Source organism: Undibacterium sp. GW821-FHT11H02 (genome assembly GCF_058808015.1).
Genome location: NZ_JBXARG010000017.1, coordinates 12,237 through 33,969, shown reverse-complemented (window position 1 = coordinate 33,969; position 21,733 = coordinate 12,237). Strand labels below are relative to the sequence as shown.

The following is a 21,733-nucleotide window of genomic DNA, read 5'->3' as shown; positions in this document are numbered from 1 at the left end:
TGACGCAAATTATACATTATTCTGAATTTGTTTCAATTTTCGGAATTTTATTCCGATTTAAGACTTTAAAAATGAGAAGTAAACGTAAAAAGAGCCGATCAAGTCGGCTCTTTTTACATCAAAATCGATTCGATCAAGACGAAATTAATCAATCACTTTAAAACGTGGGTCATCCGGATCAATCGACAAAATCCCTTGAGCTTCTTCTTTCATCTGGGTTTCTTGTGAACGTTGTTCCGCTTGGCGTTTTTCGGCTAAATGCGCATAGATATCATTCACCAAAGCTTGGCAACCTTCGTGATTCAGAGCGGAGATTTCGAATACCGGACCTTTCCAGCCGAAACGTTTGACGAAATCTTTGACGCGTTTTTTACGATCTTCTGCATTTAAAACGTCGAGCTTATTCAAGACTAGCCAGCGTGGTTTTTCTGCCAGCGATTCATCGTACTTAGCTAATTCTTTGATCAACGCTTTCGCATCTTTGACTGGATCGACATCATCATCAAACGGTGCTAAGTCAACGATGTGCAAAAGCAATCCGGTGCGCTGTAAATGTTTCAAAAATTGTACGCCGAGACCGATACCGTCTGCTGCACCTTCGATCAAACCTGGAATGTCAGCGATCACGAAACTCTTTTCGTGACTAACCCGAACCATACCTAAATTTGGATGCAAAGTCGTGAAAGGGTAATCAGCAATTTTCGGGCGCGCATTGGAAACAGCCGTGATGAAAGTTGATTTACCCGCATTCGGCAAACCCAACAAACCAACGTCAGCCAACACTTTTAATTCAAGTTTGAGTTCACGGCGTTCGCCTTCTTTACCGTCACTGCGTTGGCGTGGCGCGCGATTGGTCGATGATTTGAAATGGATATTACCCCAACCACCTTCACCGCCTCGCGCTAATAAAACTTCTTGACCATGCTCAGTGATATCAGCGATGACTTCATCGGTATCTCTGTCCATAATCAAAGTGCCAACTGGCATACGCAAACGGATATCGTCCGCACCTTTGCCGTAGCAATCTGCGCCACGACCGTTTTCACCATCTTTGGCTTTGTGTAATTTGGAGTAACGGAAATCGACTAAGGTATTGATGTTACGGTCACCGACGGCGTAAATACTGCCACCTTTGCCACCATCACCACCATCAGGACCACCAAATGGACGGAATTTCTCACGACAGAAGGATGCGACACCGTTGCCGCCGTCACCTGCGATGACTTCGATTCTTGCTTCGTCAATAAATTTCATGTTTGCCGCCTAAACGAAAGGGCTTTTCAGCCTTGATTCCCAGTCTTTCTTTTTGGTGGCATCTGGTTTGATTTAGACGCGCTTAAAAACTGAACACTGGGCGATTACGAATTGAGAGTCTGAACGGGCTATTGTGCTGTTTTATTTCACTGGCAGCAATAGACAATGTTCTAAGACAAAGTCGGCTAATTGGCTAAGGCAATTAGCTTTGATGATCGCTACGATCATCGTTTTTCACAAGGAATTAACTAAGGCGATGAATTCTTATTTCCAGCACTGATTTCCAACACTTAGTTATGACACTTGCTTATAAATCCTCTGAAAACTAAAAAGGCTCTACCTATGGCAGAGCCTTTTTGTTCAGCAAATTGTACGCTTAATGAATTAAGCAACAACCATCACTGTTTGACGCTTCAACGCGCCTTTGATTGCAAATTGTACTTTGCCTGTTACCAGAGCGTACAAAGTGTGATCTTTACCCATACCAACGCCTTCGCCTGCGTGTACTTTAGTACCGCGTTGACGTACGATGATACCGCCAGCATTGATAGCTTGGCCGCCGTAAACTTTAACGCCTAAGCGTTTTGACTCTGAGTCACGGCCGTTGCGCGTGGTGCCGCCGCCTTTTTTATGTGCCATTTAATAGCTCCTTGAATTCTAGTGAATATGCTCTACGTCGTTCTTAACGGAATTAACCGTTGATAGAAACGATTTGCAGTTCAGTGTAGTTTTGGCGATGACCCTGGCGCTTTTGGTAATGCTTACGACGACGCATTTTGAAAATGCGAACTTTGTCGTGACGACCTTGGTCGATTACCTTAACCAGCACCGTTGCACCTGCGACCAATGGAGTACCAAATTTAATGGTTTCTCCAGCACCCATAGCGAGTACTTGATCGATAGTGAATTCGGAGCCAATGTCTGCAGGTATCTGTTCTACTTTAAGTTTTTCACCAGCGACAACTTTATATTGTTTGCCACCGGTTTTTATGACCGCGTACATGTGAAACCTCATCAAATAAATAATAGGGATTCCCAAGAGCTCTTACCGACATCGCCAACAAAAATTCAAGGGAACTGCGGATTATACATAACTTAGCGGGGTCGGTCAAAGACTTTTGCATAAATTTTCAGCAGGATCGTTCAGAATTCTTACTTAAAAATCAACCCACTAGCGCCTGTTGACTTATGGTAAAGTCGCTTTCAATTCGGCCTTGGTTTTAGCCTTCACTTCACTCGCATTATCACGATTGCCGCGTAATTGCCGGATCTCCGTCCAAGTCTGGGTGCTGCGCCATTGTGGCGCAGCCAATTGCAGATCCCACAATGCAATTCCCAAACCCAGCTTTCTAGCTTCTTGCAAATGTGCTGAAATACTAGAACCCAAACCACCGTCACCCCAATTGGCCAACCAAGTTGGTACACCCATTACAATTTGGTCGACACGATAGCCTGCTTTTTTGCCGTAAGCCATTTGCCAGCTGTATTTAAAAATAGCCGCTCCGCCTTCACAAGCTGGCTTATTGTCTGGCGTAAAACTAGCGGTACTTCCTTCATACAGATCTTGATAACCCATGCTATGAATGGCATCGACTTGTCCCTGCCAATCACGCCACCAACTCATATTTGGTGCATTGGCGCAAGGGCTGTGAAAACTATCGATGGTGAGTAATTTTTTCTGCGGCTTTAGCTGCTGGCTTAAGTTTTTTACAAACTGCGCATAAGCTGCTCTATCCACATCTAAATCCCCTTCACCTTCCAGATCAAGATCGATTCCGTCTAAACCATACTCCTGCATCGTGGCTATTAAAGAAGCAATGAAGGCTTGCGGGTGATCTCTAAAGGCACGCCTGGCTAATTGCCAATCCCATTTATTGCTGACTTGAGAATTGTTATACACAGTTAATAATACTTTTATCCTGCGTGCTTTAAGCCAAGCGATCACATGTTTGACATCCTTGTCTTGTAACAGATGCCCATTCTTATCTACAGGCGCAAACACCAGACTTTTACCATCAGCAGAGGGATTCCAAAACTGCAACCCCACTCTCGTGAGTCCGGCTGGTATGTGGGGATTCTCCTGCAAAGCCTGCATAGACTTTTCCAGTCCATATGCAGGAATCCACCCGACAACCTGAATTCTGGCAGGCTGAGCATAGCTCGACGCACTCGCAAAAACAATTAAAAAAACACAAAGAAAACACTGATACAAACGCATAAATTTTTCGCCCTCCCAAAAGAATCAAATAACAAAAATCAGATTTTGGTCTAATTCCAAAAGGAAACAATCAGTGTTTTGCTGTATACATCAAAGGGAGATTACTTAGTTCGTCGCTGATACAAGGATACTAACGACACTTCAAAAATCCAATAAAAGCAAGAGCGAACACCGCACTTTTTGTGCAGTATTCTGTTGGCATCGTATAATCACGCCACATTTCAACTTTGCTTTTGCAGGATACGCCCTTGTCTGCCACGCCTAACCAAAACACCATCAATCAATTAATCGCACCAGAAATGGATGCCGTCAATCTGGTTATACGCCAACAACTGCATTCTGATGTGGCGCTCGTGAGCCAGATCTCCGAGTACATCATTAATGCTGGCGGCAAGCGCATTCGTCCAGTCTTAGTTTTACTGATGGCAAATGCTTATGGCTATCAAGGTCAGCATCATTACGATCTGGCGGCGATCGTCGAATTCATACACACGGCGACCTTATTGCATGATGATGTTGTCGATGAATCTTCCATGCGTCGTGGACGTCAGACTGCCAATGCCTTATTTGGCAATGCCGCCTCGGTGCTAGTCGGTGACTTCTTGTATTCACGTGCTTTTCAGATGATGGTATCCATTAATAGCATGCAGATTATGCAAATCTTGGCTGATGCTACCAATGTGATTGCAGAAGGTGAAGTTTTGCAGCTATTGAATATGCACGACCCTGATGTGACAGAAGAGCGCTATTTAGAAGTGATACGCTGCAAAACAGCAAAATTGTTCGAAGCTGCAGCGGAAATCGGGGCCCTGATTAGCGGTGCAACCCCAGCGCAAATAGCCGCCGCTGGTGAATATGGACGCTCTTTGGGAACGGCATTCCAATTAATCGATGATGTACTGGACTACTCTGGCGTTGCTGAAGAAATAGGCAAAAATGTCGGTGATGACCTGCGCGAAGGCAAACCGACTTTACCTCTGATCTATTTGATGAAAAACGGCAGTGAGACGGAACGAGACTTAGTGAAAACATGTATTGAAGAAGGTGACGAATCAAAATTTGATGCGATCTTAAGTGCCATCACACAATCAGGAGCGCTAGACTATACCAAGGGTAAAGCTGACAAAGCTGCTGCTAATGCAGCGCAAGCCATCAGCGATCTACCAAACTCTGCCTATAAACAAGCCTTGATGGACTTAGCGTTCCTGGCTGTCAACCGAAATCACTGATTAGCCGGCCTTTCGCTGTCAATTCCTCTCCAGCATGGGCTTCAGCCCAGCCCATGCGTTGATAGTATGAGCCCCCCACCTTCAAGACGACGCTAAATCAAGCGTTTTCAAAACCACGCTTTGTGTCTCAGAAGTAAGATGCCTGTTTACAAAAGTCTCACTTAGTTGCATTATCACAAAGCATCCTATGGTCCAACTCATTTCCGATAGAAAACTATGTCAGCTGTCCCACCAAATTCGGCACCCAGTCTTCCCACTTCGGGCTTAGCGCGTGCTTTAGCACAGGCAAATTTGGTGTCACCCGCTCAAATTGACGCGATACAAAAAAAAACACAGATCGATAAAAGCCCTTTTCTTGACGCCTTAATCCAAAGTGGCACCATCAACGCACGAGATTTAGCGACTTTTTGTTCAGAAACTTTTGGCTACCCGCAAATCGATTTGACTCTATTTGATGAGTCGATGCTGCCAAGCAAAGTGATCGATGCCAAAATGATGCAATCACAAAAGGTGATTGCTCTCTCAAAAAAAGCCAATAAAGTATCGATCGCAATCTCTGATCCGACCAATACAGTCGCAATCGATCAAATAAAATTCCAAACTGGACTAAGCGTAGACATCGTAATCGTGCAACATGATGTCCTGACTAAAATCATAGAGAAACTAACGCAATCTTCCGATCAAACGATTACCGATTTGGCGGGTGATGATTTTGATCTTGAATTCAAAGAAGAAGACTTAAACGCTGGTGTCGCCGATGCACAAGCGGCAGAAATCGATGATGCACCGATTGTTAAATTCTTACAAAAAATGTTGGTAGATGCGATCAATCTGGGCGCGTCCGACTTGCATTTTGAGCCTTACGAAAAATTTTACCGGATACGCTTTCGTATCGATGGCGAGTTACGTGAAATTGCGCAGCCTCCCTTAGCGATCAAAGATAAATTGGTGTCGCGTATCAAAGTTATTTCAAAACTCGATATATCTGAGAAACGCGTCCCGCAAGACGGACGTATGAAGTTGGTGCTGTCGGCGAACAAGGCCATTGATTTCCGGGTCAGCACATTACCTACGCTGTTTGGCGAAAAAATCGTTATGCGTATTTTGGATGGATCGCAAGCGCAAATGGGTATTGACGCGCTGGGTTACGATCCGGATCAAAAAGAAATTTTGATGGACGCCATTCAACGACCCTACGGCATGGTCTTGGTCACAGGTCCAACAGGCTCAGGAAAAACGGTGTCGCTGTACACCTGCCTGAACGTCATTAATAAGCCCGGAATTAATATTTCCACGGCTGAAGATCCGGCTGAGATTAACTTACCTGGCGTCAATCAAGTCAATATCAATGACAGGGCGGGATTAAGTTTTCCAGTCGCCCTTAAGTCCTTCTTGCGTCAAGATCCTGACATCATCATGGTGGGTGAGATCCGTGATTTAGAAACAGCCGATATTGCAATTAAAGCGGCACAAACTGGTCATATGGTGTTTTCGACCTTGCATACCAATGATGCACCGTCAACCTTAACCCGTCTGATGAATATGGGAGTGGCGCCGTTTAATATTGCCTCTTCGGTCATCTTAATTACCGCTCAACGTTTGACTCGTCGTCTCTGCACCTGCAAAAAACCAGTAGAAATACTGGACGAAGTTCTTTTAGCAGCGGGCTTTCTTGATGAAGAGCTCGATGGGACATGGAAACCCTATGGTCCAGTAGGATGCGAACGTTGCAGCGGCTCCGGCTACAAAGGTCGTGTCGGTATTTATCAAATCATGCCAATTACTGAAGCAATTGAAAGAATTATTTTAAATAATGGCACTTCCCTGGAAATTCGCAAACAATCTGAAGCCGATGGCGTCAAGGGCTTACGACGTTCTGGCTTGCAAAAAGTACGTCAAGGGCTCACCAGCTTAGAGGAAGTTCTCGGCTGCACCAACGAATAAGATATAGGAAAAAGTATGGCGACGACGTCAAAGAGCAAACCAGCCAAATCGGCGCAAGTCAAAGAGTTTTTATATGCCTGGGAGGGCAAAGACCGACAAGGCAAAAAAGTAACTGGAGAAATGCGTGCCGGCGGCGAAACCATCGTTGCAGCGACGATACGCCGGCAAGGTATTGTCGTCGTTAAAATCAAGAAGAAAAGCTACAGCTCTGGCAAAAAAATCACCGACAAAGACATCACCTTATTTACCAGACAATTAGCCACGATGATGAAAGCAGGTGTACCGCTACTACAGTCGTTTGACATCGTAGGTAAAGGACATGCAAATCCCTCGGTGTCTAAATTATTATTAGACATCCGTGCCGACATCGAAACCGGTACCAGCTTAAATCAGGCGTTTAGGAAATATCCGCTCTATTTTGACCCGCTTTTTTGCAACCTGGTTGGTGCGGGTGAGCAGGCCGGTATTTTAGAAGATCTATTGACCCGTCTAGCGATCTACAAAGAAAAAACGCTGGCGATTAAAGCCAAAATTAAGTCAGCACTCACCTATCCTATTGCCATCTTATCGATTGCATTTATTGTTACCGCAGTCATTATGATTTGGGTGGTTCCAGCCTTTAAAGGTGTATTTGAGAGTTTCGGTGCTGACCTGCCTGCACCAACTTTGATGGTAATGGCAATTTCTGATTATTTTGTTAAGAATTGGTATTTGATTTTTGGCGGAATGGGCGCTGTTATTTATTTCTTTTTCCAAACTTGGCAACGCTCTTTAGAAATGCAAAGATTCATGGATAGGGTCTTACTACAGGCACCTATCTTTGGCGATGTAATTAGAAAGGCAACGATTGCACGCTGGACACGTACATTAGCAACGATGTTCGCTGCTGGCGTCCCCCTGGTGGAGGCATTGGACTCAGTAGGCGGTGCAGCCGGCAATGCGGTTTATCTCGATGCAACGATTAAGATTCAGACCGAAGTAACGACTGGTACCAGCCTTACGGTTGCTATGCAAAACTCTAACGCCTTCCCAAGTATGGTTACACAGATGGTCGCAATTGGCGAGGAATCGGGTGCGCTTGATGCGATGCTAGGGAAAGTCGCTGATTTTTATGAAGACGAAGTCGATGAAGCGGTGGCTTCTCTGTCTAGTTTGATGGAACCATTGATCATGGTCATTCTCGGCGTCATTATTGGTGGCTTGGTCGTCGCCATGTATTTACCAATTTTCAAGCTTGGCTCGGTGGTGTAATGCTAGATTTAATCTTTTTTACTGAACCAGGTACGCTGTTAAGTACGCTTATTCTTGGCGTTCTGGGAATGCTAATAGGTAGCTTTTTGAATGTCGTCATTTACCGCCTCCCGAAAATGATGCAAAGGGAATCGGATAATTATGTTGCCCATGAGTCGGGTAAAGAATTGCCCCATCCAGAGCGCTATAACTTAATACTGCCACGCTCAGCCTGTCCGAATTGCGGCCATCAGATCACTGCATTTGAAAATATTCCTGTGCTCAGTTACCTGATCATCGGTGGAAAATGCACTTCATGCAAAACGCCAATTTCCATACGCTACCCCATCATCGAAGCGCTCACAGGTCTGCTATCCGCATTCATGATCTGGCATTTTGGCAGTGGCCTGCCTGGCTTGGCGGCCATGGTTTTTGTGTGGTTTCTGGTAACGATGACGTTTATTGATGCCGACACCCAGTTACTTCCCGATGATCTCACCTTGCCTTTGCTGTGGGGAGGCTTATTAATCAATATTTTCAGCACATTTACCTCGCTCGAAAGTGCGGTCATAGGCGCCGCCGCTGGTTACCTGTCGCTGTGGTCAATTTATTGGCTATTTAAGTTAGCTACCGGCAAAGAAGGTATGGGTTACGGCGACTTTAAACTACTCGCGGCATTGGGGGCATGGATGGGCTGGAGTATGTTGCCCTTGATCGTGTTGCTGTCATCGGCTGTCGGCGCAATCATCGGTATATCTATGATAGTTCTGGGCAAATTAGGCAAAGGCAAGCCCATACCATTTGGTCCTTACCTGGCGATTGCTGGTTTAATTGCCTTGGTCTGGGGGAAAATCCTAACCCATCAATATTTAGGCATGATCAATTAAAATGCAGGATCGCAAGTTCAGTGTAGGCTTAAGCGGGGGCATAGGCAGTGGTAAGACAACCGTCGCAAATATGTTTGCTGAGCTTGGTGCCAGTATTATTGATACCGATATCATTGCCCACCAATTAAGTCAAACTGGCGGTGCTGCAATTCCTGTTATTGCTGAATATTTTGGTGCCCAATTTATTGATGCTAGCGGTGCCATGGACAGAGCAAAAATGCGTGAATTGGTATTTTCCGATGCGCACGCAAAAAGACAGCTTGAAAATATTCTGCATCCTCTAATACGTCAGCAATGTGAAATTGAAGCAAAGAAAGCGGACGGCACTTATCCCATCTTTGTGGTTCCGCTATTAATTGAATCAGGTGACTGGCGAGCCAGAGTGCAACGTATCCTGATAATTGACTGCGATCAGGAGACACAAATTGCGCGAGTGATGCAACGTAATAAATTTGAACGTGCTCAGGTTTTGCGCATTTTGGCGACGCAGGTAAGTCGTGACGAGCGTTTAGCACAGGCGGACGATATTATTAATTCCATGGCAGATTTGTCGCATGTACGCAGCGAAGTAGAAATACTTCATAAAAAATATCTGAATTTCGCGATTTCAGGCTAATCATACGCACGCAATGTTTGTAATTTTTCTCCGCTTGGTTCAGAATCACGTGAGGATTATTTAGAGCGCATTTATCGCTTGCTTTCAACTTAGTTCAAGCACAAATAGCAGCTAATCAGCACCAAATTTACAGGGAATTTATTTTGATCGTTTATGAGTACCCTTTTAACGAGCGCATACGAACTTTATTGCGGTTAGAAGACCTGTACGAGAAATTTTCTTTTTTCTTACATCAGTCTGATCCACTACAACATCACGTTGCGATCGCCACCATTTTTGAGATGCTCGAAGTAGCAGGCCGCGCCGACTTAAAATCTGATTTATTGCAAGAACTTGATAGACAAAAAAATACCCTGATCGGTTTCAAGTCGAATCCCAATGTTCAAGCCGACATGCTCGACCAGGTCATTAATGATGTCGAGCGTGCCAGCGTCAACCTAATGGCATGTACAGGTAAAACTGGGCAAAATATCCGCGATAACGAATGGTTGATGAGCATACGAGGTCGCACCATTATTCCAGGTGGCGCTTGCGAATTCGATTTACCAAGCTATCACGCCTGGAAAAAGCTACCGGCCGAAAAACGATTTGCGGATATTTCAACCTGGTTTGCGCCTATTGCTCCCTTATTTGATGCCATTAGCGTGGTTTTAAGGCTGTTGCGCGAGTCCGGTGGCACAACCAAGGTAATTGCTCAAAGCGGCAGTTATCAGCAAATGCTGCAAGGCAAGGTATATCAATTACTACGTGTAAGCTTGCCGCAGGAATTAGGGGCCATCCCGGAAATCTCAGCAAATAAATACATGCTCTGGATACGCATCATGTCGCAAGATGGCGATATGAAACCGAAACCATTCGAAGGTGACGTGCCTTTCGATCTGACGCTCTGTAACTTTTAATCTACCTAATTATGGCAACTGTTGTCTCCTGCCCCACTTGTGCGGCTAAAGTCGTATGGTCTCCTGAAAATGCTTTTCGTCCGTTTTGCTCTGAGCGCTGCAAACAGATTGATCTGGGTGCTTGGGCTGAAGAAAAATACACAATTCCTGCAGTCAATTTGCCGGAAGATCCTGATAATGCGGATTTAGGATCTGCCAACGATTAAGCTATTTCTTAGGAATTCCATGCTTGCGCAATTTAGCGGCAATCATGGAGTGAGAAGTATCGAGGCGCGCCGCTAGCTTACGACTCGACGGAAATTCCTGGTACAGCTTGGTCAACAAGGCTGTTTCAAACCGATTGACCGAGGCTTCCCAAGTCTCTGCCTCCTCAAATACCACCGCTTCCCCTTGCATAGAATCTTCGGCCCAATCCAGATCGGCTGCATCGAGCACACGCTGGTCTGACATCGTAATCGCTCTAAAGACGACATTCTGCAATTGCCGCACATTCCCCGGCCAGCGATTATTTAACATTGCCGCCGTTGCTGCTTGATTCAGTCTGGAAACTGGCTTTTGCGCTTGCGTACAAGCACGTTCGATGAAATGGCGAGCCAGTAGCAAAATATCATCCGATCGCTCGCGTAGAGGCGGCATCTCCAAATGCAAGACATTTAGTCGATAGAATAAATCTTCGCGGAAGCTACCTTCCTGCACCATCTTTCGCAGATTTCTATGGGTAGCGCTGATGATGCGCACATCAACCTGAATTTCTTTGTCACCACCGATGCGGCGGAACTTTCCATCATTCAAAAAGCGCAGTAATTTGGCTTGCAGGTACAAAGACATTTCGCCGACTTCATCTAAGAATACCGTGCCGCCATCCGCCATTTCAAATAAGCCAGGCTTACCACCACGATTCGCACCAGTAAATGCGCCCGCCATATAACCGAACAATTCACTCTCAGCCAGGCTCTCAGGCAAAGCGGCGCAATTCAATTCCAGAAATGGTGCATTGCTGCGCGCGCTAACGCCGTGACAGGCTTGTGCCAGTAATTCTTTACCGGTGCCAGTTTCACCTGTGATTAACAAAGGCGCATCGACCACCGCCACCCGCGCTGCGCGTTTTTTCAAAACCCGAATTTGTTCGGAGTCGCCGATGATGGCTTCAAAGCCGCCAATTTCGGCGCGCGAGATCGCATGCAAACGCTCGCCTATGCGTTTCGGTGCGGTCAAAGTTAGTAGCGCACCAACCGCCATGCCATCGCTGGCGGTACCTGCCGATAAAGGTTCAAATACGGGCGTCACATCCATCAAGAAAGGTTCGCCGTTCAACAGCACTTCGCGCGTAGGGGCACAAAATTCATTGGCGATCAATTCGTGTTGAATAGTGCTGTCTTGTAGCACTTGGTATAAGGATTTTTGGCATAGCTCTTTTTCACTGCAGCGCGCCACTTCCGCCGCTGCCGCGTTGGCAATCACGATACGTCCTAGTGCATCAATCGCCAGCACTGGATCTTCCATCACTGCCATGATCGTATCGAGGTTTAAGCTGCGCCGCATGCCGGGCAAGATATCGACGACCTCGATAGTACCAACGCCTGCAACCTGATCACAATCAGCCTGCAAGCTAGCGAGCATGCTTTGTTTTAATTCGGGGATGTCAATGTAGATGTTGGGTGGATCGACCTCGACCGCTTGCACGTTCAAACCCTGACGTGCCAATACCGCGAGAATCTCGTGAGCGATACCGACTCGATCTTCAAAGGGAATATTGACGCGCATTGTTAAACTTTCTTACTAAGAAGCTCATTCGAAAATCAAACCTCTCAACACAGAGACACAGAGTGAAAGAGATGCACAGAAAAACCTTAATTCTCTTCGGTTTTCCTCGAATCCTCTGTGTCTCTGTGTTGAGAGGTTTTGAATTGTTTTTTTTAATTACATTTGTCAAATCGCAATCGGACGATTCACACTGCCATAACGATCCATGTACAAACCTTCAGTCGAAATTGCTGGCTTTTTGCCGGAAATCAAATCCGCGAGGAATTGACCAGAACCGCAAGACATGGTCCAACCCAAGGTTCCATGACCCGTGTTCAAGAACAAATTACGATACGGCGTAGGGCCTATAATCGGTGTGCCATCCGGTGTCATAGGACGTAAACCCGTCCAGAACTCAGCCTTACTAACATCGCCGCCATGCGGGAATAAATCGGTCACAGAATGCACCAAAGTCTTACGGCGCGACTCGCGCAGGCGCAAATCGTAACCTGTAATTTCTGCCGTACCGCCAACCCGGATACGGTCACCCAAACGCGTAATCGCGACCTTATAAGTCTCATCCATCACGGTCGATTCCGGGGCACCTGTTGCGTCAGTAATCGGCACGGTGATCGAATAACCTTTGATCGGATACACAGGAATTTTGATGCCAAGTTCACGCAACATAATCGGGGAATAACTACCGAGCGCCAATACAAATTTATCTGCTGTGAAATGTCCTTTAGAAGTTTGCACGCTCTTCACATGATCACCTTCCGCGATCACACGTTCTATGCTCACACCATATTCAAATTTCACGCCCAGACCTTCAGCCAATTGCGCCAAATTTTGCGTAAATTTAAAACAATCACCAGTCTCGTCACCAGGTAAACGCAAAGCGCCGACGAATTTTTCCCGCACATTTTTCAATGCCGGTTCGACGCGCAAACATTCGTCACCACTCAGTGATTCATAAGGCACGCCATAGCGTTTGAGAATGTCGATATCGGCTTGCGAACCATCGAGTTGCTGTTGATTGCGGAATAGTTGCAAAGTACCTTGAGTGCGCTCGTCATACGAAATGCCTGTATCTTCACGCAATTGCTGCAAGACTTCACGGCTATACTGCGCCATGCGCAACATGCGGCCTTTATTGATTTCATAACGCTTGGTGGTGCAATTCATCAGCATCTGAAACACCCAGCGCCACATGGCTGGATCTGTGCTAGGGCGAATTGCCAATGGGCTGTGCTCCATCATCAGCCACTTGATTGCTTTTAGCGGCACACCAGGACCTGCCCACGGTGCCGAGTAACCAGGTGAGACTTCACCCGCATTCGCAAAACTGGTTTCTAATGCTGCACCGCTTTGGCGCTCAAGCACAGTCACTTCATGTCCAGCTTTGGCGAGGTAATACGCGGTGGAGGTACCGATGACGCCTGCTCCCAAGATGACTATTTTCATGTGTATGTTCCTGTATTAATTAATTGCGTGAATTCGGTAATAGAATCAAGCGTCGATGTAATGACGTTGGTAGCGCGGTCCCAAGCTGGTCAAAATTTCATAGCCTATAGTGCCAGCGCGTTTCGCGACTTGGTCAACGGTGTTATTGGGACAAATTAAATCCACCAAAGCACCCGGATACAAAAGCTGAGGATCAACATGGCTAACGTTTAAGGTAATCGTATCCATGGACACATTACCAACCATCGGCACTTCAATCCCTGCAATGTGCGCTACACCGCAATTGCTCAAACTACGCAGCCAACCATCGGCATAACCGACTGAAACGGTGGCAATCTTAGAAGGTTGAGTAGCGCGCCAAGTCTTGCTATAACCGACGCTCGCGCCCATAGGAATCTCACGCGTTTGAATAATCCGTCCTTGCAGTTGCACTACTGAATGCATAGGACTCGCCTGTCCCGCCACTGGAGCAACACCATACAAAGCCGCACCAGGGCGCGCCAAGTCAAAATGAAAATCGGTGCCCAAAAAGATGCCTGAGGAATTTGAAAAACTGGCTTTTAAATCTGGATATTGTTTGCGCAATTGTTCCAACAAATGTTGAAAGCCCTTCAATTGCATTTGATTCATAGGATCGAGTTGATCTTCGGCACAAGCCAAATGACTCATCGCGTAACGAACATCAATGCCTTCGGTGATGCTGAAATCATTCAACCACGTAACCAACTCCGCCTGTGACAGACCCATGCGAGCCATCCCTGTATCGATCTGGATCACAGCAGGGAGACGTTCTTGACGTGCCAGAGCCAGTTTGCGCCATGCTGCGATTTGATCAAGACTATTCAAAACAGGCGTACAGCCGTATTCGATAAACTCAGCCTCATAGCCAACCGGCGAACCGTGCATCACGTAAATCGCGACATCACGTGGAATATGGGCGCGCAAGCTAATCGCTTCTTCCAATTGCGCGACAAACAAATGACGGCAACCTTCATCCACTAAAGCTTTAGAAACAGGAATCGCGCCTAAGCCATAGGCATCCGCTTTCACCGCGGCACCACAGGCAGCCTTACCCAAGCGTCCCTGCAAATAACGGTAATTCGCACGTAGCGCACGCAAATCGATCGTAAGTAGCGCCCCAGCGCGCCCAGCTTCTTGCAGCATAGTCACCTCGAAAAATCATCAATTGCTGTGAATTAGCAATTGCCATGCCAAGTTTTTCAATCGCTGCACAAGCTGCGAAATCAAGGACTTAGCATTACACTCGATAATTTTAACAGAATAGACTGTATCGAAATAAATACAAGAAAAAAGAAATTCCTCTAGAAATCGTTGTTTTATATATGAATACTTATCAGTCGCCTAAGTGTATTAAATTTAATACGATGTATCTAATAGCATACAACCATCATCGCCTGAGAAGCAAATATTCAAGCTAATCAAATTGACTCGCTTCGAACTAGCATTAACTTTAACGCTCGATTTACAATTCTAAGAATACATAAACTAAAGAACAATTAATTAACAAAAATGATGAATTCTCACAATAAGCAAAAAGTTGATACCCCAAAAAATATCAAATGGGATTGCACCCCCATCGCGGATGCGAATGCAGTTCAAGCTGAATATGGCGATTTGCTGATCTTAACCACAAAAGGAGAATTGTACGGGCTCAATTCGGACACTGGCGCTCAAACAAAATTATGCGAAATCGTCTTGCCAGAAATAGATCATTCAAATGACCATGAACATTTTGGCATTTCAAAATTTCGACTGCATTCATCCTTTGTTGGTAAATATGCGGCAGTTGTATTGACCACGGTCAGATTGGAATGCTCATAGAAACCTGTTGCGGAAGGATAATCACGCATATCAATGGTGGCAACTACTGCGAAGAGACTGTGCCTTTCAGCGCATGCTTTATTCATTTCGAAGGACAAAATTTACTAATCCATCGAACAGCTTGGAATCGGCTCGATGTGACCGATCCAGTCAGTGGACAAATCATTACAAATCGATTGATAGCTCCTTATGACTCTTCAGAAAAAAGACCAGAGCATTATCTCGACTACTTTCACGGAAAATTAATCTCCAGCCCTAACAACAATCAACTATTCGACGATGGTTGGGTCTGGCATCCATTATCGGTTCCACGAACTTGGTCAATCAAGCAGTGGCTAACTACCTATCCTTGGGAAAGCGAAGATGGCGACTCAATAATTGATTTTCCTCTAGGCGACGATTGGAGTGTTCCAGCATGTTGGATCGATGATCAACACATTGCAATGTGGGGAATACCCATTTGGGATAAAGACGAGGAAATGGAAATGAGACAAGGTTCGGGAATAGCGATTTATAGCCTTAGTAATTCAAAGGCAACAATCGAAAAAAGTATACGCATCACTAACAAAAATGAATGCAATTATCTATTTTTGAATGGCAGACACCTTTATGTAGTGACGGATGCGGGAACGACTATTTGGGATATCGATTCAGAGCAACAAATGTGTAAACTAGACGATTTCAATCCACAAATTCACAACAAACACAACGACACGCTTATTGCTTTCACGGCGAACTCGATCAGCATACTTTCCGTGCCCACAATAAAATCTAATGGCGTAAAGTAATTACCGAGGGAAAACAACTGCTATCTGTCTTTAACAAAGCTGCACCGTCACGAAGCCCCCCACAAATCCCCGTTCGGATTAGTGCGCGGCGCAGTCAAACCGAAGTGTTCGTAAGCACTGGCAGTGGCGATGCGGCCGCGTGGTGTACGCTGCAAATAACCTTGCTGTATCAAATACGGCTCTAACACATCTTCTATCGTATCGCGCTCTTCGCCAATGGCTGCGGCGACATTGTCTAAGCCAACCGGACCACCGCCAAATTTAAACAAGATGGCTTCGAGCAATTTTCTATCCATCAAATCAAAACCGACCGCATCCACATCCAGCATCTTCAATGCAGCATCGGCCATAGGCTTGGTGATTTCGCCATTGCCTTTGACTTGGACATAATCACGTACGCGGCGCAATAAGCGATTCGCAATCCGTGGTGTGCCGCGCGCACGTTTTGCGATTTCAAATGCGCCGTCATCTTTAATCGGAACTTGCAACAAAGATGCGGAACGAGTAACGATACGACTGAGTTCTTCTGACGTATAAAATTCTAAGCGAGCCACAATACCAAAACGATCGCGCAAAGGATTGGTCAGCATCCCGGCACGCGTGGTCGCCCCAACCAAAGTGAATGGCTGCAGATCAAGCTTGACTGAGCGCGCTGCTGGACCTTCACCTATCATGATATCGATTTGATAGTCCTCTAAAGCAGGATACAAAATCTCTTCCACCACTGGCGAGAGGCGATGGATTTCATCAATGAACAAGACATCGTTCGCTTCGAGATTGGTCAGCAACGCCGCCAGATCACCGGCACGCTCCAGCACAGGGCCTGAAGTCTGGCGCAGATTCACACCCATCTCGCGCGCAATAATATGCGCCAAGGTCGTTTTACCTAAACCTGGTGGGCCAAACAATAAGGTGTGGTCGAGTGCCTCTTTACGCTGACGCGCCGCACCGATGAAGATTTCTAACTGATCACGGATCTTCTCTTGTCCAACATATTCATCCAGTTGTTTAGGACGCAAAGCACGTTCTATCGCCTCTTCATTAGGTGAAGTTGGCGTCGCTGCAATGATGCGGGTATCGACGAATTGCGTGGAGAGATTGTCGGTTTGTATGCTCATGTTTTTCTATTCGTGTTTAACTCTTAGACAAAGCTTTGAGTGCTGCTTTAATCCCATCCGACACGCCCGATCCTGCAGGCACCAATTTCAAAGCCGCCAAGGCTTCTTTATCAGAATAACCGAGAGCTAATAAGGCATTCAAAATATCCGAACTATGATCGCCAGCGGCTGCAGCCACTCCAGCAGCACCCAGATCGGCACCCAGCTTGCCTTTAAGTTCAAGCAGCAAGCGCTCGGCGGTCTTTTTACCGATACCAGGCACACGTGTTAAACGCCCTGCTTCCTGCAAAGTAATTGCCTGAGCCAAATCAGCGACTGACATGCCGGATAAAATTGATAATGCAGTACGCGCGCCGACACCACTGATTTTAATTAATTGCTTGAAAGTTGCACGTTCTTCAGCGGTACCAAAGCCAAATAAGACATGTGCATCTTCGCGGATCGCTAAATGGGTCAACAAGGCGACCTTTTCACCGAGCGCAGGCAGATTATAGAAAGTGCTCATAGGCACATCGATTTCATAACCAACACCTTGGCAATCAACCATGATTTGCGGCGGGTTCTTTTCGATTAAGGTTCCGGCGATACGACCTATCATGCTGGGCTTTCGTACTGTATAAATAAACAGTAATAGTAAACTATTCTCTGCTGGTTGTGGTGGCGATGTTTTTGCTGAATTGTTGGTTTTAACTCTTGCAACTGGTTAACTCAACTGAACGATTGCTGGTCGGGTGTGGCCCGACAGCCAATTACCTTTTTTGCTTCGTCAAAAAAGGTAATCCAAAAAAGACGACCGTAGACTCGCCCCTGCGGGGTGCTTACGCTACGCTCCAGCATAATTTGCGCATCACAAAAAATGGGAAAGTGTTGAAACTCGCTACGCTCAGACACAACACTTTCTTATCCATTTTCTGTGAAGCACAAATTACATCGTCTCAAACGGGGGTAGGTCAAAAGCAAATTCAAAAGCAACGATCGACAACAGCTAATGGAAAATTGAATGTCCATCGGTACTGATTGTTTTGGTGTTGCCGTTGCTTTTGACTTTGTTTTTGCTTTTGTTTTTGCTTTTGTTTTTGCTTTTGTTTTTGCTTTTGTTTTTGACGCCGTTCCACTTCTGACACTGCCAATTGTGCAGGACAGAAAATGGATAAAGAAAGTGTTGTTGTCTGAGCGAAGCGAGTTTCAACACTTTCCCATTTTTTGTCCTGCACAATTGGGAACCCGAAGGGCAGTGGCAGCGTGGTCGCCTTTCTTTGCTTCCTTTCTTTGGCGAAGCAAAGAAAGGGAGTGGCTGTCGGGCCACCCCCGACCTGCAAATTAAAAATCATCTACAAAATTTAAACCACCACAACGGACAAAGATCCAACTTGATATGAATACAAAATAATAGGGTTAGATTAAATTATCGCAAGTCATTTTGAAATTAAATTTTGAATTTTTTCTAACCCCATTTTTCACAACTTTGCCTAAACATAAATGACCGAATACTTACTACCAAGTTCCGATTGAAGTGAAAGACATAGATCATGCCCTTTATCATGAAACTCAACCTTCAATTTCTCTGACGAGAAACCGGATTGGACTGGATCATCGAGATTTAGCGTAGCATCAAATATTTCAGCCCATTCATTTAACATTGAGATTAAATTTTCAGAAATTGGGAGAGATGCTGGATCAACATTTCCTACAAGATTTGACGAATTCTCCCAAAGTGGGAAACACTGATAATCGGCCATCAATTTCAAACATCTCATTCGTTATCTCCCAGCAAGGTTTGGTCAACCAATCAACCTGCCCGCCCTAACCCGCAAACCCTTCTTAGCCAACTCAGGCGCAATCGCACCCAGCGTCTTCAAAGTATCCCCACTATGCGCATGACAAATCGCCACACCCAGAGCATCAGCTGCATCGGAACTAGGCGTGCCAGATAAAGACAACAAACGCTGCACCATATCTTGCACTTGCTCTTTCTTGGCTTTACCGTGACCGACTACACCTTGCTTGACTTGCAGAGCCGTGTATTCTGCAACATTCAATTCAGCTTGAACCAAAGCGCAAATCGCAGCACCACGTGCTTGGCCAAGTAGTAGTGTTGATTGTGGATTGACGTTGACGAATACCTTCTCAATTGCCGCGCAATCGGGTTGGTAAGTTTGGATGATTTCAGTGACGCCGGAAAGAATGGTTTTGAGGCGTTCTGGCAAAGTGCCTTCAACTGTTTTGATAGTACCTGAAGCGATGTAAGTGAGCTTACTGCCCTGCTTATGGATGACACCAAAACCTGTGGTGCGTAAGCCGGGATCTATGCCTAGGATTTTCATTGGTGTTTGTTTTCTGTGTATGAATTTATTGCTAAATTATACGCAGGTCTTGAGTGTTAGCGTGTTGTACTTCTGATCCGTAATTGCTTTTGTTTTTGCTCAACGAACGCCGCTGGATTCCTGCCTTCGCAGGAATGACGGTCAACAAATGCTAGGTTTAGTTTGAAGTTTTTCAGCTTTGTTTCCTACCAACAGTCATGCATCAGCAAACAAATTACCGTCGCTCCTGCGAAGGCAGGAGCCCAGTGTCGTTAGTTCAAGGCTGATAAAAGATCTGGGGTGAAACAGTCACTACAAAATCGAATCAAACAAATCATTCCAATAAGGATTAGTCGTTTCAATCAAATTGATCTTCCACTCACGCTTCCACTTCTTGATTTGCTTCTCACGCACAATCGCGCCTTCGATAGAATCGCAAGCCTCAAACCAAACAAGTTTGTCCACGCTGTACTTTTCAGTAAAGCTTGGTACAAACTTGTTTTTGTGTTGATAGATTCGCTGAACCAGATCGCTTGTCACACCAACATACAAGGTGCCATTACGATCACTGGCGAGAATGTAGACGAACGCCATTTTACTAACGACGTCCTGAGTGCAAATTAATGTCTAAAATGACGAACACCGGTGTACAACATGACGACACCACGTTCATCTGCAGCATCAATCACTTCTTGATCACGCATAGAACCACCTGGATGAATCACGCACGTTGCGCCTGCATCGACCACGACATCTAGACCATCGCGGAATGGGAAGAATGCATCAGACGCAACTGCAGAACCCTGCAAAGTCAAACCAGCATTTTGTGCTTTGATCGAAGCGATACGTGCGGAATCGATACGGCTCATTTGACCTGCGCCTACGCCTAAAGTCATGCCATTACCGCAGAACACAATCGCGTTGGATTTAACGTATTTAGCGACGCGCCATGCGAACATCATGTCGGCCATTTGTTGCGGTGTTGGTTGCAATTTACTGACCACGCGCGCATCGGCTGGCAAGACGTTTTTCGCGTCTGGTGCTTGCACTAACAAGCCGCCACCAACACGTTTCACATCATATTGATTCACACCAGAACCGAGAGGGATTTCTAACAAGCGCACGTTTTGTTTTGCTGCAAAAATTTGTTTGGCTTCGGCAGTGAAAGACGGTGCGATCAAGACTTCAACGAATTGTTTTGCGACTGCTTCTGCTGCTGCGCCATCGCACACGGTATTGAAAGCAATGATGCCGCCGAAAGCGGAAGTTGGATCGGTTTGCAAAGCTTTGCTATACGCTTCCAATGCCGTCGCACCGATCGCTACGCCACATGGATTCGCATGTTTCACGATCACGCACGCGCCAGTGTCAAAAGACTTTACGCATTCCCACGCTGCATCAGCATCGGCGATATTGTTGTAGGACAGTTCTTTACCTTGCAATTGCGTGTAGTTCGCTAATGCACCTGCAACTGGTGCCAGATCGCGATAGAAAGAAGCGGATTGATGTGGGTTTTCGCCGTAACGCATTTCTTGTACTTTTTCGAAATGCATATTCAGCGTTTGTGGATAAGCACTACGCGTTGTGTGTGCTTTATCTTCACCCAAGCTGGTCAAGTAATTCGTGATCGCGCCATCGTATTGTGCGGTGTGCGCGAAGACTTTTTTCGCCAGCATGAACTTAGTGTCATATGACACGCCATTGTTGCCTGCCTTCATTTCCGCCAGAACTGTTGCGTAATCGCTAGGGTCACAAATCACGACTACGTCTTTGTGATTTTTTGCGGAGGAGCGCAACATGGTTGGACCACCGATATCGATATTTTCAATCGCGTCTTCCAAGGAACATTCGGCTTTGGCGACGGTTGCCTGAAATGGATAGAGATTCACCACCACCATATCGATGGTTGGAATACCGTGTTTTTCTAAAGCAGCTTGGTGCTCAGGAAAATCGCGGCGAGCCAAAATACCGCCGTGTACTTTCGGATGCAAAGTCTTGACACGACCATCCAGCATCTCAGGAAAACCTGTGTAATCGGCTACTTCAGTAACAGGCAAACCGTTATCTGCCAGAAGTTTTGCAGTACCGCCAGTGGACAAAAGTTTGACGCCCATGGCATTAAGTTCACGTGCAAATTCGAGAACACCAGTTTTGTCCGAGACGGACAGGAGAGCTTGTTTGATCATGATAAAGATAGG

General features: G+C 45.9%; 23 protein-coding genes. 10 read left to right on the top strand and 13 right to left on the bottom strand.

What is annotated here, in order from left to right:
• Positions 1-144 precede the first annotated feature (144 nt).
• The 4 genes from cgtA to AC1RR2_RS15950 all read right to left on the bottom strand — a co-directional run bounded on the left by cgtA (position 145) and on the right by AC1RR2_RS15950 (position 3,349).
• Positions 145-1,254, bottom strand: a complete 1,110-nt coding sequence (gene cgtA / locus AC1RR2_RS15965; RefSeq protein WP_186922155.1) for an Obg family GTPase CgtA — start codon at positions 1,252-1,254, stop codon at positions 145-147.
• 384 nt (positions 1,255-1,638) lie between these two features.
• A complete protein-coding gene (gene rpmA, locus AC1RR2_RS15960; protein ID WP_186892094.1) occupies positions 1,639-1,893 on the bottom strand; it encodes a 50S ribosomal protein L27 in 255 nt (84 codons plus the stop codon).
• A gap of 52 nt (positions 1,894-1,945) precedes the next feature.
• A complete protein-coding gene (gene rplU / locus AC1RR2_RS15955) occupies positions 1,946-2,257 on the bottom strand; it encodes a 50S ribosomal protein L21 (RefSeq protein ID WP_186892095.1) in 312 nt (103 codons plus the stop codon).
• Between the two features lie 183 nt (positions 2,258-2,440).
• Positions 2,441-3,349 (bottom strand): glycoside hydrolase family 18 protein, encoded by a 909-nt coding sequence (locus AC1RR2_RS15950; RefSeq protein ID WP_493223259.1) that lies wholly within the window; start codon positions 3,347-3,349, stop codon positions 2,441-2,443.
• Positions 3,350-3,771: 422 nt separating this feature from the next.
• Between AC1RR2_RS15950 and ispB the strand changes: the two genes are divergently transcribed.
• The 7 genes from ispB to AC1RR2_RS15915 all read left to right on the top strand — a co-directional run bounded on the left by ispB (position 3,772) and on the right by AC1RR2_RS15915 (position 10,483).
• Positions 3,772-4,701, top strand: coding sequence for an octaprenyl diphosphate synthase (gene ispB / locus AC1RR2_RS15945; RefSeq protein WP_493223343.1), 930 nt, complete (start codon positions 3,772-3,774; stop codon positions 4,699-4,701).
• Between the two features lie 216 nt (positions 4,702-4,917).
• The gene (gene pilB / locus AC1RR2_RS15940; protein ID WP_493223258.1) at positions 4,918-6,645 is read left to right on the top strand and encodes a type IV-A pilus assembly ATPase PilB; all 1,728 of its coding nucleotides are present in this window, start codon (positions 4,918-4,920) and stop codon (positions 6,643-6,645) included.
• Between the two features lie 15 nt (positions 6,646-6,660).
• A complete protein-coding gene (locus tag AC1RR2_RS15935) occupies positions 6,661-7,896 on the top strand; it encodes a type II secretion system F family protein (RefSeq protein WP_493223257.1) in 1,236 nt (411 codons plus the stop codon).
• Positions 7,896-8,762 carry a prepilin peptidase gene (locus tag AC1RR2_RS15930; protein WP_493223256.1) on the top strand — a complete coding sequence of 289 codons (867 nt, stop codon included), beginning with the start codon at positions 7,896-7,898 and terminating at the stop codon, positions 8,760-8,762. The genes AC1RR2_RS15935 and AC1RR2_RS15930 overlap by 1 nt, the downstream gene beginning before the upstream one ends.
• 1 nt (position 8,763) lies before the next feature.
• On the top strand, positions 8,764-9,378 hold the full coding sequence (gene coaE / locus AC1RR2_RS15925) for a dephospho-CoA kinase (RefSeq protein ID WP_493223255.1): 615 nt from the start codon (positions 8,764-8,766) through the stop codon (positions 9,376-9,378).
• A 143-nt stretch (positions 9,379-9,521) separates the two neighbouring features.
• On the top strand, positions 9,522-10,277 hold the full coding sequence (zapD, locus tag AC1RR2_RS15920; RefSeq protein WP_493223254.1) for a cell division protein ZapD: 756 nt from the start codon (positions 9,522-9,524) through the stop codon (positions 10,275-10,277).
• Between the two features lie 11 nt (positions 10,278-10,288).
• Positions 10,289-10,483 (top strand): DNA gyrase inhibitor YacG, encoded by a 195-nt coding sequence (locus AC1RR2_RS15915; RefSeq protein WP_493223253.1) that lies wholly within the window; start codon positions 10,289-10,291, stop codon positions 10,481-10,483.
• A 1-nt stretch (position 10,484) separates the two neighbouring features.
• Here the strand turns inward: AC1RR2_RS15915 and AC1RR2_RS15910 are convergent, their stop codons facing one another.
• The 3 genes from AC1RR2_RS15910 to alr all read right to left on the bottom strand — a co-directional run bounded on the left by AC1RR2_RS15910 (position 10,485) and on the right by alr (position 14,648).
• Entirely contained in the window at positions 10,485-12,041 is a 1,557-nt protein-coding gene (locus AC1RR2_RS15910) for a sigma-54-dependent transcriptional regulator (protein WP_493223252.1), read from the bottom strand.
• A gap of 165 nt (positions 12,042-12,206) precedes the next feature.
• A complete protein-coding gene (locus AC1RR2_RS15905) occupies positions 12,207-13,484 on the bottom strand; it encodes a D-amino acid dehydrogenase (protein WP_493223251.1) in 1,278 nt (425 codons plus the stop codon).
• A gap of 45 nt (positions 13,485-13,529) precedes the next feature.
• Positions 13,530-14,648, bottom strand: a complete 1,119-nt coding sequence (gene alr / locus AC1RR2_RS15900; RefSeq protein ID WP_493223250.1) for an alanine racemase — start codon at positions 14,646-14,648, stop codon at positions 13,530-13,532.
• Between the two features lie 366 nt (positions 14,649-15,014).
• Between alr and AC1RR2_RS15895 the strand changes: the two genes are divergently transcribed.
• Positions 15,015-15,326 carry a hypothetical protein gene (locus AC1RR2_RS15895; protein ID WP_493223249.1) on the top strand — a complete coding sequence of 104 codons (312 nt, stop codon included), beginning with the start codon at positions 15,015-15,017 and terminating at the stop codon, positions 15,324-15,326.
• Positions 15,327-15,463: 137 nt separating this feature from the next.
• Positions 15,464-16,114 (top strand): hypothetical protein, encoded by a 651-nt coding sequence (locus AC1RR2_RS15890; protein WP_493223248.1) that lies wholly within the window; start codon positions 15,464-15,466, stop codon positions 16,112-16,114.
• A 47-nt stretch (positions 16,115-16,161) separates the two neighbouring features.
• Here the strand turns inward: AC1RR2_RS15890 and ruvB are convergent, their stop codons facing one another.
• Positions 16,162-17,232, bottom strand: coding sequence for a Holliday junction branch migration DNA helicase RuvB (gene ruvB / locus AC1RR2_RS15885; protein WP_493223247.1), 1,071 nt, complete (start codon positions 17,230-17,232; stop codon positions 16,162-16,164).
• 16 nt (positions 17,233-17,248) lie between these two features.
• Positions 17,249-17,830 carry a Holliday junction branch migration protein RuvA gene (gene ruvA, locus AC1RR2_RS15880; RefSeq protein ID WP_493223246.1) on the bottom strand — a complete coding sequence of 194 codons (582 nt, stop codon included), beginning with the start codon at positions 17,828-17,830 and terminating at the stop codon, positions 17,249-17,251.
• A 402-nt stretch (positions 17,831-18,232) separates the two neighbouring features.
• Between ruvA and AC1RR2_RS15875 the strand changes: the two genes are divergently transcribed.
• Entirely contained in the window at positions 18,233-18,556 is a 324-nt protein-coding gene (locus AC1RR2_RS15875; protein WP_493223245.1) for a hypothetical protein, read from the top strand.
• Between the two features lie 145 nt (positions 18,557-18,701).
• On the opposite strand, the gene AC1RR2_RS15870 is transcribed toward AC1RR2_RS15875, so the two are convergent.
• The 4 genes from AC1RR2_RS15870 to purH form a co-directional block, all read right to left on the bottom strand.
• Complete coding sequence (locus AC1RR2_RS15870; RefSeq protein ID WP_493223342.1) at positions 18,702-18,971, bottom strand: immunity protein CdiI family protein; 270 nt, start codon at positions 18,969-18,971, stop codon at positions 18,702-18,704.
• Between the two features lie 42 nt (positions 18,972-19,013).
• Positions 19,014-19,556 (bottom strand): crossover junction endodeoxyribonuclease RuvC, encoded by a 543-nt coding sequence (gene ruvC, locus AC1RR2_RS15865; protein WP_493223244.1) that lies wholly within the window; start codon positions 19,554-19,556, stop codon positions 19,014-19,016.
• A gap of 291 nt (positions 19,557-19,847) precedes the next feature.
• Positions 19,848-20,129 carry a GIY-YIG nuclease family protein gene (locus AC1RR2_RS15860; protein WP_493223243.1) on the bottom strand — a complete coding sequence of 94 codons (282 nt, stop codon included), beginning with the start codon at positions 20,127-20,129 and terminating at the stop codon, positions 19,848-19,850.
• 26 nt (positions 20,130-20,155) lie between these two features.
• Positions 20,156-21,721 (bottom strand): bifunctional phosphoribosylaminoimidazolecarboxamide formyltransferase/IMP cyclohydrolase, encoded by a 1,566-nt coding sequence (gene purH / locus AC1RR2_RS15855; protein ID WP_493223242.1) that lies wholly within the window; start codon positions 21,719-21,721, stop codon positions 20,156-20,158.
• Between the last annotated feature and the right edge of the window lie 12 nt (positions 21,722-21,733).